The sequence below is a fragment of the Variovorax atrisoli genome, from assembly GCF_014195185.1.
Taxonomy (GTDB): domain Bacteria; phylum Pseudomonadota; class Gammaproteobacteria; order Burkholderiales; family Burkholderiaceae_C; genus Variovorax; species Variovorax atrisoli.
Window position 1 is genome coordinate 852,567 of the sequence record NZ_JACIBG010000002.1, and the last position, 12,206, is coordinate 864,772.

General features: G+C 68.8%; 10 protein-coding genes and 2 riboswitches. Of the genes, 4 read left to right on the forward strand and 6 right to left on the reverse strand.

Annotation, left to right across the window (positions count from 1 at the left end; translation table 11 throughout):
- Window positions 1–18: 18 nt before the first annotated feature.
- Window positions 19–909 carry a dTDP-4-dehydrorhamnose reductase gene (gene rfbD / locus FHY06_RS10790; RefSeq protein WP_184604891.1) on the reverse strand — a complete coding sequence of 297 codons (891 nt, stop codon included), beginning with the start codon at window positions 907–909 and terminating at the stop codon, window positions 19–21.
- The gene (gene rfbB, locus FHY06_RS10795; RefSeq protein ID WP_184604893.1) at window positions 906–1,976 is read right to left on the reverse strand and encodes a dTDP-glucose 4,6-dehydratase; all 1,071 of its coding nucleotides are present in this window, start codon (window positions 1,974–1,976) and stop codon (window positions 906–908) included. Before rfbB ends, rfbD begins: the two co-directional genes overlap by 4 nt.
- A 116-nt stretch (window positions 1,977–2,092) precedes the next feature.
- Window positions 2,093–2,191: riboswitch (glycine riboswitch) on the forward strand.
- 3 nt (window positions 2,192–2,194) lie between these two features.
- Window positions 2,195–2,300: riboswitch (glycine riboswitch) on the forward strand.
- 91 nt (window positions 2,301–2,391) lie between these two features.
- Here rfbB and FHY06_RS10800 point away from each other — a divergent pair.
- Complete coding sequence (locus FHY06_RS10800) at window positions 2,392–3,699, forward strand: D-amino acid dehydrogenase (protein ID WP_184604896.1); 1,308 nt, start codon at window positions 2,392–2,394, stop codon at window positions 3,697–3,699.
- A gap of 19 nt (window positions 3,700–3,718) precedes the next feature.
- Here the strand turns inward: FHY06_RS10800 and FHY06_RS10805 are convergent, their stop codons facing one another.
- From FHY06_RS10805 to FHY06_RS10820, 4 genes are all read right to left on the reverse strand, one after another.
- Window positions 3,719–5,125: an RtcB family protein gene (locus tag FHY06_RS10805; RefSeq protein ID WP_184604898.1), complete on the reverse strand. Its 1,407-nt coding sequence runs from the start codon at window positions 5,123–5,125 to the stop codon at window positions 3,719–3,721.
- Between the two features lie 209 nt (window positions 5,126–5,334).
- The gene (locus FHY06_RS10810) at window positions 5,335–6,615 is read right to left on the reverse strand and encodes an FIST signal transduction protein (RefSeq protein WP_026346611.1); all 1,281 of its coding nucleotides are present in this window, start codon (window positions 6,613–6,615) and stop codon (window positions 5,335–5,337) included.
- Between the two features lie 44 nt (window positions 6,616–6,659).
- Window positions 6,660–7,442, reverse strand: a complete 783-nt coding sequence (locus FHY06_RS10815) for a PhaM family polyhydroxyalkanoate granule multifunctional regulatory protein (protein WP_132802213.1) — start codon at window positions 7,440–7,442, stop codon at window positions 6,660–6,662.
- Between the two features lie 226 nt (window positions 7,443–7,668).
- The gene (locus FHY06_RS10820) at window positions 7,669–9,108 is read right to left on the reverse strand and encodes an aminotransferase-like domain-containing protein (RefSeq protein ID WP_184604900.1); all 1,440 of its coding nucleotides are present in this window, start codon (window positions 9,106–9,108) and stop codon (window positions 7,669–7,671) included.
- 122 nt (window positions 9,109–9,230) lie between these two features.
- Here FHY06_RS10820 and FHY06_RS10825 point away from each other — a divergent pair, with 122 nt between their 5' ends.
- The 3 genes from FHY06_RS10825 to FHY06_RS10835 all read left to right on the forward strand — a co-directional run bounded on the left by FHY06_RS10825 (window position 9,231) and on the right by FHY06_RS10835 (window position 12,205).
- Complete coding sequence (locus FHY06_RS10825; RefSeq protein WP_184604902.1) at window positions 9,231–9,830, forward strand: LysE family translocator; 600 nt, start codon at window positions 9,231–9,233, stop codon at window positions 9,828–9,830.
- 154 nt (window positions 9,831–9,984) lie between these two features.
- Window positions 9,985–10,941: a DMT family transporter gene (locus tag FHY06_RS10830; RefSeq protein WP_184604905.1), complete on the forward strand. Its 957-nt coding sequence runs from the start codon at window positions 9,985–9,987 to the stop codon at window positions 10,939–10,941.
- A 61-nt stretch (window positions 10,942–11,002) separates the two neighbouring features.
- Window positions 11,003–12,205 (forward strand): aminotransferase-like domain-containing protein, encoded by a 1,203-nt coding sequence (locus tag FHY06_RS10835; protein WP_019656833.1) that lies wholly within the window; start codon window positions 11,003–11,005, stop codon window positions 12,203–12,205.
- The last annotated feature ends 1 nt before the right edge of the window (window position 12,206 follow it).

Sequence of the window (12,206 nt, forward strand, 5' to 3'; positions counted from 1 at the left end):
TCTTTCTTCTCGTGGGATTCAAAGGATCTCGCGCAGCATGCGCGCAACGCCTTCCTGCCATGGCGGCAGGCGCAGGCCGAAGGTGGTCTGCAGCTTGCTGGTGTCGAGGCGCGAGTTGTGCGGGCGCTTCGCCGGGGTCGGGAAGGCGCTGGTCGGCACGGCCTCGACGGCGTCGGGCCCGGCCTTGAGTTCGACGCCTGCCTGCTGCGCCATTTCGAGCACGAAGCGCGCGTAGCCGTACCACGTCGTCTCGCCGCCGGCGATCGCGTGATAGAGGCCGACCTTGGAGGGATCCTGCAGCGTCGCCCTGATGGCGTGCGCCGTCACGTCGGCAAGCAGTTCCGCGCCTGTGGGGGCACCGAACTGGTCGTCGATGACGGTCAGCTTGTCGCGCTCCTTGGCCAGCCGCAGCATGGTCTTGGCGAAGTTGCCGCCGCGCGCGGCATACACCCAGCTGGTGCGGAAGATCAGGTGCCTGGCGCAGTGCCGGGCCACCAGTTGCTCGCCCTCGAGCTTGGTGCTGCCGTAGACGCTGAGCGGGCCGGTCGCATCGCCTTCCTTCCACGGCGTGGTGCCGCTGCCGTCGAAGACGTAGTCGGTCGAATAATGGACCATCAGCGCGCCGATCTTCTGCGCCGCTTCGGCCACGACGCCGGGCGACGTGGCGTTGAGCTTGCGCGCGAACTCGGGTTCGCTCTCGGCCTTGTCGACGGCGGTGTGCGCCGCTGCATTGACGATCACGTCGGGGCGCACCTTGAGCACCGTGTCGGCGAGTTCCTCGGGCCGGCTGAAGTCCGCGTGGAAATCGGTGCTGTCGAAGTCGAGCGCGACCAGTTCACCCAGCGGCGCCAGGCTGCGCTGCAGTTCCCAGCCGACCTGTCCGCCCTTGCCCAGCAGCAGCAGCTTCATGCCGCGGCCTTCGCGTCGTACTGCTTCTCGACCCACTCGCGGTACGCGCCGCTTTGCACGTTGCGCACCCATTCGCTGTTCGCGAGGTACCACTCGACGGTCTTGCGGATGCCGGTGTCGAAGGTTTCGGCGGGCTTCCAGCCGAGTTCGCGCTCGAGCTTGCGCGCGTCGATGGCGTAGCGGCGGTCGTGGCCGGGGCGGTCGGTGACGTAGGTGATCTGTTCCTTGTACGGCTTGCCGTCGGCGCGGGGGCGCAGTTCGTCGAGCAGGGCGCACACGGTGTTGACGATCTCGATGTTCGGCTTCTCGTTCCAGCCGCCCACGTTGTAGGTCTCGCCGAGCTTGCCGGCCTCGAGCACGCGGCGGATGGCGCTGCAGTGGTCCTTCACGTAGAGCCAGTCGCGCACCTGCATGCCGTCGCCATACACGGGCAGGTTCTTGCCGGCCAGCGCGTTGACGATCATCAGCGGGATCAGCTTCTCGGGAAAGTGGAACGGGCCGTAGTTGTTCGAGCAGTTGGTGGTCAGCACCGGCAGGCCGTAGGTGTGGTGCCAGGCGCGCACGAGGTGGTCGCTGGCGGCCTTGCTAGCCGAGTAGGGGCTGTTGGGCTCGTACTTGTTCTCTTCGGTGAAGGCCGGGTCGGTCTTGGAGAGCGACCCGTACACCTCGTCGGTCGAGACGTGCAGGAAGCGGAAGGCCGATTTCTGGTCGGCCGGCAGCGCGCTCCAGAAGCTACGCACCGATTCGAGCAGTCGGAAGGTGCCGAGCACGTTGGTCTGCACGAAGTCCTCGGGGCCGTGGATCGAGCGGTCGACGTGCGACTCGGCGGCGAAGTTCACCACGGCGCGGGGCTTGTGCTCTGCCAGCAGGCGGTCGACCAGGGCGCTGTCGCCGATGTCGCCCTGCACGAAGATGTGCCTGGGATTGCCCTTGAGCGATGCGAGGGTCTCGAGGTTGCCAGCGTAGGTCAGCTTGTCGAGATTGACGACGGGCTCGTCGCTGTTCGCGATCCAGTCGAGTACGAAATTGGCGCCAATGAAGCCAGCGCCGCCGGTAACCAGGATCATGAAGTCCCCTGCAGTGATGTGGAACGATCGCCCTGCGGCAAATCAACGGGCGATTATCCCATTCGCCCAAGGGCGAGAATTCAGAGGTTGGCGCCCGTGCAGGCTCCGCCTACAATCGCCCCACTGCAGGAGAGCGGGCCACCCCGGTGGCCCTACCGAAGGCGCAAACTCCCATAAACGCTCAGGTCGGCCTCGCAAGGGCCTGTACTGCACCAACTGAAACGCCGTCTGGAGAGCCGCCACGCCATGTGGCGCACCGAAGGAGCAAACCCTCTGCGGGCGCAGCGGGTGAATCTCTCAGGTACCGAGGACAGGGGGAGCGGCAACTTGGACTGCGGTCGCCTGGTTGCCTTGCTATTCATTCGATAGCAATCAATGCCCGCCGTTCAAGCGCAGCACCTCAAAGGTACTTGAAATGCGCGTGATCGTCCTCGGCGCCGGCCTGCTCGGCGTGACTTCGGCTTACTACCTCCAGCAACTCGGCCACGAAGTGACCGTGATCGATCGGCAGGCCACCCCGGCCGCCGAAACCAGCTTCGCCAATGGCGGGCAGATCTCCGTCAGCCATGCCGAGCCCTGGGCCAACCCCAGCGCGCCGCTCAAGGTGCTGCAATGGCTGGGCAAGGAAGACGCCCCGCTGCTCTTCCGCATGCGTGCCGACATGCGCCAGTGGCTCTGGGGCCTGCAGTTCCTGCGCGAATGCACGCCGGCGCGCACCCGCCACAACATCGAGCAGATCGTTCGTCTCGGCACATACAGCCGCTCGATGTTGCAACAGTTGCGCCGCGACACCGGCCTCAACTACGACCAGCGCACCCAAGGCATCCTCCACTTCTACACGACGCAGAAGGAGTTCGACGGCGCCCTCGAGCCCGCCGAGCAGATGCGTGCCCTGGGATGCGAGCGCCGGGTCATCTCGGCCGACGAGGCCCTGAAGATCGAGCCCGCCCTCGCCCACATCCGCCCCAAGCTGGCCGGCGCCACCTACACGGCCGAGGACGAGTCCGGCGACGCCAACCGCTTCGCGCGCGAACTCGTCGCGCTGGCCGCCGCCGCGGGCGTGAGGTTCCTGATGAGCCACACCGTGACAGCGTTGCGCGAGGCCGGCGGCAGCATCGACCACGTCGAGGCCACCGACAGCGAAGGCCGCTTCCAGCGAATCCGCGGCGACGCCTTCGTCCTGGCGATGGGCTCGCTGAGCCCGCTGTACACAGCGCCGCTGGGCATCCGGCTGCCGATCTACCCGGCCAAGGGCTATTCGGTGACCCTGCCTGTCAAGGACGCCTTCAAGGCCCACCAGGTCTCGCTGACCGATGACGAATTCAAGCTCGTGTTCTCGCGCTACACCTCCGCATCGGGCGACCGCCTGCGCATCGCCGGCACGGCCGAGCTCAACGGCTACGACCGCGACCTGAACCGCGTGCGCTGCGAAGCCATCGTGCGCCGCGTCGAGGAGCTCTTCCCCGGCGCCGGCGACACCACCCAGGCCCAGTTCTGGACGGGCCTGCGCCCGGCCACGCCGAGCAACGTCCCGCTGATCGGCAAGACGAAGCTGCCGAACCTGTTCCTCAACACCGGCCACGGCACCCTGGGGTGGACGCACGCCTGCGGCTCGGGCAAGTCGATCGCGCGGATCGTGAGCGGGCTGGCGCCGGAGGTGGATTTCGCGTTCACGGGGATGCCGGCGCCCAGTCCCCGCGTTCCTCAGCCCGCTCTGGGCTGACGAGCCGGCAGGCCATGGATCACGCCTTGAAGGTGATCCAGGGCCTGAGCCGCACCGCGCAGCGGATCAGCCCGGCGCGTTCCTGCGCGTCGATCACCTCGCCGATAGGCTTGTAGGCCTGCGGCGCCTCTTCGATCCGGCGCTCCTCGCGCAAGGTCACGCATTGCCAGCTGGCCTGTTGGTCGGCAGTCGCGGGCCGCATCGCGCGCACCTGCTGCCGACGCATCCGCCGACCGGCGCCATGGCTGCACGACCAGAGCCAGTCCTCATGCCCGAGCCCGGAAGCCAGATACGAGTAGTCGCCCATCGAGCCCGGAATAAGCGCCAGGTCGCCTGCATTCGCCGGCGTCGCTCCCTTGCGGTGGATGTTCATGCCGCGTTCCCGCAGCACGACGTTGTGCGGCACGTCCACCACCAGCTTCGACGACGAGGCACCGAGCAGTTCAGCGAAATCCTTCCGCACCAGTTCGGCCAGCACGACACGGTTGGCCCATGCATAGCGTGCCGCCACGCCCATGGCCTCCAGGTATTCGTCGGCCAGCGGCCCCGCCAGACCGTAGAGACCGCTCTTCGGATGGCGCAGGCCGCCGGGCCACTCGGCGCGGGCGCGATCCATCCATCGCCCACCCACATGAAATCCGATGTCGCGCGAGCCGCTGTGGATCATCACGACCACATCTCCCGTCTTCAGGCCCGCACGGTAGGCCTCATGGCGGTCCAGGACATGGTCGACCACCTGCAGCTCCACGAAATGGTTGCCGCTTCCCGGTGTGCCGAGGCAGGGGTCACGGAACAGCTCGTGGCGGCCGCCGATGTAGGCCTCGGGTGCATGCCGGGCACTGCCGCCGAAGCTCGCGAGGCCGATGCAGGCATCGAGCTCGGCCTGCATCCGGTCGCGTTCGCACGAAGACCATAGCCCGCCGCTGCGCACCGCCTCCAGGAAGGCCGCGGGGCCCACGTCGAACAGCGCCCTGAACGCCGTCGTGTGCACCGGCACGTCGCGACCGTTGTCGAGCAGGCTGCGCGTGAGCCTCTCGACCAGCCGCGTCCTGTGCGGAGCCACCTGGTCGAGCGTGAGCCCGGTGGTCAGCAGGCGCATGCCACAGTTGATGTCGGTACCCACTGCTGCGGGAATGACGAAGTCGGGGTCGGTCGCGACGACGCTGCCGACGGGCGCGACGGAGCCCGGGTGGAAATCGGGCGTCGCGCAGGCCTTGCACACGCCTTTCTCGCCGTCGGGCGAGCGCACGCTGGCGAATGCCAGCAACTGGTTCACCGCCTTTTCTTCCAGTGGAAGACTGGGCGGCAGGAGCACCGTGGCCTGCGAGGCCTCATGGTGCAGGTGATACACGCCATCACGGTAGTCGACGGCGATGCCGGCGCGCGAGAAGGCACGCTGGAGTCTGGAGAAGCGAGGATCGCTCATGACTGCTGTTCCATTCGGGAAACCATGTCGGTTTCCTGCCTCGTCGCACTTTGCGTGGAGAGGCGAAAAAGATCGGCCGCGCTCGCGAAGGAGGCGATGCGCGGCTGGCTCTTTCTTGCAGCAGCAGAGATTCAAGAAAGCGGGCGGATTCTAGCGATGGATCCTCCCGCCGAAAACTCGCCCGTCGCTTTTTCGCGTCGGGCGCCAGGTCAGTCGGGCGCGGTGAACACCGTCAACACCCCGGTATACCCATACAGATGGTGCCGCGCGATCTCCCCTGCGGCGAAGAAGCCCACCAGCGGCACGTCGCCGAGCGCGTGCCGCACGATCTGCAGCTCCGCCCCCGGCGCGCCGAAGTGCGGGCCGCCGCGGCCGGAGCAGCTCACGTACACGGCTCCGGCGATGCGCCGCGCGGGATGCGGCGCGGCTTCGGCCTCGCCAGCCGCCACGGCGCGTGCGGTGGCCAGCGTCTGTTCCTCGGGCTCCAGTTCCTCGCGGATTTCCGCGCAGATGCGCATCAGGTCGGCGCGCGCGGCCTGGGCGTTGCGGCGGCAGAAGGTCAGGCGCATGCCGGCTTCCGCGGTATCGGCGATGGCGATGCCGCGCCGCGTGGGGTCGAGTCCGATGATGTGGCGCACGAGCACGTCGGCGCCCAGGTCGCCGGTGCGGCGGATGCCGTCGCTGCCGGCGTCGGCCAGGCCGACCAGGGTGTTGCGCACCGCTTCGATGGCCTCCTGCGGGCGTTCCAGCGACACCTGCAGGTCGGCCAGCAGCACGTCGAGCGCAGGCTCGCCGTCGAGCTTGAGCAGCAGGTTGCCGTCGGCCTCGGTGATCTCGCGTTCGCGCACAGCGCCCGAGCGCAGCGGCTGGCAGCCCTGGGTGACGCGCGACACCAGCCGCACGCCTTCGCCGAAGACCACGCCCGAGAGCCCGCCCGAGAACACGCCGCCCGCGGCGCCATGGCCACGGATGTTGCCGTTGCCGCCGACGGCGAACTGCAGCGCGCCGCCGCGTCCCGACGAAAGTCCGCCGAACAGGTAGCCGGTATCGGTGCGCCCGGCCATCTCGCCGATCAGTTCGGCGAGGTCGGGCGTGGCGGGGTCGGCGTGCACCAGCGCCGTGTGCGCCTCGAAACCGCTCATTTCCGAATTGCCCAGGGGCGCGACGCCGGAAAACACGCGGTACTGGTCGCTCGGCAGCGCGCACAGCATCAGGGTCATGCCGGGTTCGTCGAAGTACTCGGCGTTGTTGGCCGACACGCCGACGCCGACGGTGCCCGACCAGTCGGTCACCTCGGGCAGCTCGGCGCTCAGGTGGTCGAGGATGTCCTGCGCGTCGCCGGCGTAGTGGTCGGTGATGTAGAGGAGCCCCAGCGTGGGCGCGGAGGCGTAGTCGGGCAGCGCCATCTGCGCCCGCAGCTGCGCGAGCACGAGGCCCGCGGCCATTCGCCATTGCGGATGGGTGGCATGACCGGAGGGAAAAAGCTTCATGATGCGTGCCAACCCGTTCTTGAAAAATGGATGTGTGTATGACGTCAGCGTCGCGCGGAGGTTCGCTTGCGCGCGGCGGTGGACGTCTTCTTCTTGGCGGCCGGAGCCGTCGTCTTCGCAGACTTCTTCGCGGCGGCCGGCTTGCGGGCTGCAGCCGGCTTGCCCATGACCGAGCCGACTGCATCGGCCAGCGGTTGCGCCATGGACGGCATCTTCAACTGGGCCGCGTCCTGCAGCGCCGTGCTGGCGATCTGCTGGAACTGCTCGGTGAGCGAGCCCCACCACTGCATCGGGTCGACCACGCCTGCGCTCTCGCCCGCCGTGGCTTTGGCCTTGGAGGCGGCGGGCTTGCGGGTGGGCTTCCTGGGCGGGGGAGCGGCTTCTTGAGCCTCCTCCTCGGGCGCCTCTTCGTTCTCGACTTCCTCGGGCTCCCGGGGTTCGGGCTCCGGCGCAGCCCTGGAGGCCGCGGCCGCGGGGGCCACGGCTGCTGCGGCGGCGGTCGCCTGCCGGGTGAACGCGCTGGCGATGTCTTCCATGCGCACGTTCATGCCGCGCAGCGTCGAAAGCGTCATCTTCTGCACTTCGAGCGCCTGGATGGTGGCCTTCAGCGCATGGCCGTTCTGCTCGAGCCAGTACTGCACCGTCTTGAGTTCCTGGATGCGCTTGTCGACCTCCTCCACGCTCAGCGTGGGCGCGACCCAGCTCGCGAGGCTCGGGATGCCCGGCACCGAACCGTTGCCCGAGGCAGCGCCGCCGGCGAGGTTCTTCAGGAAGTCGAATCCGGGAACGAACTGGCTGAAGTCGAAGGGCTTGCTGGCGTTGCTCATGCGAGGAGGTCTCCTGGGGTGCTGGGTATGGGTTTTCTTGTGCTGCCAGCTTACTCCAAGCCTCCGGCGTTTGACCTTTCCGTGCCGCCTTTTCCCAACGTGCCGTCCAACGCGAAAGCCCCTCCGCGGGACCCCGCGGAACCGGCTTTGCCGGGCCGTCGGAATGGCCCCCGGCAAGGCAAGGCGCGCGCGGCGCGAAGTGGGCGACGCCTGGTGGCGAGCCAGATCAGACTTCGCTTCGGACCTTGCTGAAGACCTTCCAGAAGGCCGCATCCTGCGAGGTGGCGAAGTTGATCCGCATCATGGTGCTCGGCGGCCGGCGCGCATGGAAGAGCGATCCGGGCGCCAGCAGGTAGCCCTGGTCGAGCATGCGCTGCGTGAGCGCGTCGGTGTCCACGCCGGTGTCGACCCAGCCGAAGAGCCCCGCCGGCTCCGAGGCGAAGGTGCAGCCGTGCGCCATCGCCAGCTTCACCGCCCGCCCCCGCGCACCGTCGAGCCGGATGCGTACGCGCTCGGAGTGCCGGCGCAGCTGCCCCTGGTCGATGCACCACGACAAGGCCCGCTCGAACAGCGTGGGCGAGGTCAGCGTAGCCAGCAGCTTGGTCTCGAGCAGCTGCTCCTTCAGGTCGGGCGGCGCGGCCAGGAAGCCGATGCGCCAGTTGGGCGCGAGGATCTTCGCGAAACCGCTGACGTAGATGGTGCGCTGCAGCCCGTCGAGCGCGCTCAGCCGCGTGGCGTGCTCGGGTGCGAGGTGGCTGTAGGTGTCGTCCTCGACGATGTGGAAGCCGTGCTCGTTGGCCAGTTTGAGCACCCGGTGCGCGCTGCCCGGCGTGAGGCTGTAGCCGGTGGGGTTGTGCAGCACGCTCACGCTGACGAAGAGCTTGGGGCCGTGCAGCTTGCAGTACTGCGCCATCACTTCCAGGTCGGGCCCGTCGGCGCGGCGCGGCACCGGCAGGATGCGCATGCCCAGCGCCTCCAGCCGCGCGAACTCCAGCGCCCAGCCGGGCTCCTCGACCATCACCGGATCGCCCGGACGCAGCAGCGTGCGGCTCACGATGTCCAGCGCGTGGGTGGCGCCCACGGTGGTCACGATCTGGTCGGGCGAGGCCGGCACGTTGATGCCCACCAGCTTCTGCGAGAGGCTGCGCCGCAGGCTCATGTCGCCGGCCGGCTCGCCGTACTGCAGCGACAGTTCCTGCAGCGCGGCTGTATTGGTCATGCGCCGCACTGCCGTGGGCATGAAGGTCGACGCCATCCAGTCGGGCGGGAACACGCCCATGCCCGGCTGCGGCTTGTCGCTCGGGCGGTGGAACATGCTGCGGATCAGCGAGCTGGCGTCGGCCGGCACGCGCGAGGCCATCATCTGCACCGCGATCGCTGCGGGCACGCCCATCGCGCCATCGGCGCCCTTCGCCGAGCGGGCGTCCTGCGCAGGAGCTGAGTCGCGAACGTAGAAGCCGCGCTGGCGCCGGGCTTCGACGAGGCCCTGCGCCAGCAGCTGGTCATAGGCGGCGACCACGGTGTAGGGGCTCACGCCCTGCTGCCGCGCGCACTCGCGCACCGAGGGCAGGCGCGCGCCGGGCGGCAGCAGCCGGGTGCGGATGCGCTCGGCCAGGCGATCGGCGAGCTGCCCGGTCAGCGACTGTGTGGAGGTGCGTGTGAGCATTCGTCGTCCGGGGTCTGCCGGCTTCCCTGGCTTCTGTGTCGAAGGAGTGACCAATACAGATCGCCCGATTGTTCGATCATCTGTACTGGAACTGTAATGGTCTCAAGTTTAGAGTGTGTGTCATGAACTGGCGAGAATTCACCGCGCTGCTGGTGCTGGCCACGGCGATGAGCTTCTCGCCCGGCCCCAACACCACGCTCTCCACCGCCCTGGCGGCCAACGGCGGCCTGCCGCGCGCCATGCGCTTCGTGGTCGCGGTGCCGGTGGGCTGGACGCTGCTGCTGGCGCTGTGCGCCGCCGGCATCGGCGCGCTGGTGGTGGCGGTGCCTTCGCTGCGGCTGGCCATCAAGGCGCTGGGCATCGGCTATCTGCTGTGGCTGGCGTACAAGCTCAGTGGCAGCGCGACGCTCGGCAAGGCCGACGGCAAGAGCCTGTCGGTGGGCTTCGGGCAGGGCGTGATGCTGCAGTTCGTGAACATCAAGGCCTGGCTGCTGGCGCTCACGCTGGTGGCCGGCTGGATCGCCGGGCAGCCCGACGCGCTGCACCGCTTCGCGATCGTGGCGCCGGTGATGCTGGCCTATGCCTTCGTCAGCAACTTCGCCTATGCGCTGGTCGGCGCCATGCTGCGCGACTGGCTGGCCAAGGGCTCGCGGCTGCTGTGGTTCAACCGCGCAATGGGACTCGTGCTCGTGCTCACCGCCTGGTGGATGGCGGGCGTATGAGATCGGCTCACCCCCAGGCTTCGCGCATTTCGTGTCGCTTCGCCACCCCCCTTGCAGGGGGCAATACCAGCGGCCCGGCCGAGCCGGTTCCGCGGTATTCCCCGACGGCGCACCGCCCGGTTACAGCGGCACCTTTCTCGGGGAGGTCGCCGACATGAAGAACTTCAAGGCCGAAACTCTCGGCATGTGGCTGGGCGTGGTGGGGGTGGCGATGTTCGCCATCACGCTGCCGATGACACGCCTGGCCACCGGCTCGCAGGACGCGCCGCAGCTGTCGCCGTGGTTCGTGACGCTCGGCCGCGCCGCGCTGGCGGGCGTGCTGTCGGCCGTCTTCCTGCTGGTCACGCGCTCGCCGCGCCCCGCTGCGCACCAGTGGAGGCCGCTGGGCATGGCGGTGCTGGGCAACGTCATCGGCTACCCGCTGCTGCTGGCCTACGCGCTGCGCGTGGTCACGGCCAGCCATGCGGCGGTGGTGACCGCCCTGCTGCCGCTGGTCACGGCCGCCGTCGCGGCCTGGGTGCTGCACCAGCGCGCGCGGCTGGGTTTCTGGCTCTGCGCCGTCGCGGGCAGCCTGCTGGTGGTGGTGTTCTCGGTGCTGCGCGCGAGCCAGGGCGGTCATGGCTTCGGCTTCGAATGGGCCGACCTCCTGCTGGTGGGCGCGGTCGTCGCCGCCTCGCTGGGCTACATCTACGGCGCGCAGGTCACGCCCTCGCTGGGCGCCGAGCGCGTGATCTGCTGGGTGTGCGTGATGGCGCTGCCCGTCACGCTGCCGGCCACGCTCGCGCTGTGGCCCACGCAGCCGATCGCCACCACCTCCTGGCTGGGCTTCGTCTACGTCGGCATGTTCTCGATGTGGATCGGCTTCTTCGCCTGGTACCGCGGCCTGGCCCTGGGCGGCGCGCTGCGCGTGAGCCAGACGCAGCTGCTGCAGCCCTTCCTGTCGATCCTGGCCTCGATCCCGATCCTGGGCGAGCCGCTGGACGTGGTCACGCTGGCCTTCGCCGCGGCCGTGGTGGCCACGGTGGTCATCGGCAAGCAGCTGTCGCAGCCCGCCCCGGCACCCGCCCGGGGCCGGGACGACAAGCGAGCCCATGTCGTGTACCGTGATTGACCCGCGCCGTGCGCGCCCCCGAACATCCGAATCTCACCTCACCGCCTGAAAGAAGAAAGCCATGAACTGGAAACTCGCCGCCCGCGCCGCCAAGATGAATCCCTCGGTGCTGCGTGAAATCCTCAAGGTCACCGAGCGCCCCGGCATCATCAGCCTGGCCGGCGGCCTGCCCTCGCCCAAGACCTTCCCGATCCAGGCTTTCGCCGACGCCTGTGCCGAGGTGCTGCACAACGACGGCCAGGCCGCGCTGCAGTACGCGGCCAGCGAAGGCTACGCGCCGCTGCGCCAGGCGGTGGCCGACATGCTGCCGTGGGACGTCGACGCCTCGCAGGTGCTCATCACCACCGGCTCGCAGCAGGGCCTCGACCTCGTGGCCAAGGTGCTGATCGATCCGGGCAGCAAGGTGCTGGTGGAGACGCCCACCTACCTCGGCGCGCTGCAGGCCTTCGGCCCGATGGAGCCGCACCCGGTGGGCGTGGCCAGCGACGACGATGGCGTGATCGTCGACGACCTCGTGCAAAAGGCGAAGGACGCGCGCTTCATCTACCTGCTGCCCAACTTCCAGAACCCCACCGGCCGCACCATGACGGAAGAGCGCCGCGCCGCTGTCTCGGCCGCCGCTGCCGCCGCGGGCCTGCCCATCGTGGAGGACAACCCCTATGGCGAACTCTGGTTCGACGAAGCCCCGCCGCTGCCGCTGGCCGCGCGCAACCCCGAGGGCGTGATCTACCTGGGCTCGTTCTCGAAGGTGCTGGCCCCCGGGCTGCGCTTGGGCTTCCTGGTGGCGCCCAAGTCGATCTACCCGAAGCTGCTGCAGGCCAAGCAGGCCGTCGACCTGCACACGCCGATCTTCACGCAGCGCATGGTCTCGGCGGTGATGAAGGACAAGTTCCTCGACACCCACGTGCCCACCATCCGCGCCCTCTACAAGCGCCAGCGCGACGCGATGATGGCCGCGCTCACCCGCGAGATGAAGGGGCTGGACGTGAAGTTCAACGCGCCCAAGGGCGGCATGTTCCTGTGGGCCCGCCTGCCCGAGGGCGTGGACACCGTGAAGCTGCTGCCCAAGGCGGTGGAGCGCAACGTGGCCTTCGTGCCCGGCGCGCCCTTCTACGCCGGCGAAGGCGATCCGCGCACGCTGCGCCTGTCGTTCGTGACGGCCAGCGTCGACGAGATCGACACCGCCATCGCCGCGCTCGCGCAGACGCTGCGCGAGGAACTGGCGCTGCTCGGCGAGAAGACGCCGGCCGTGGCGCAGGCCTGAT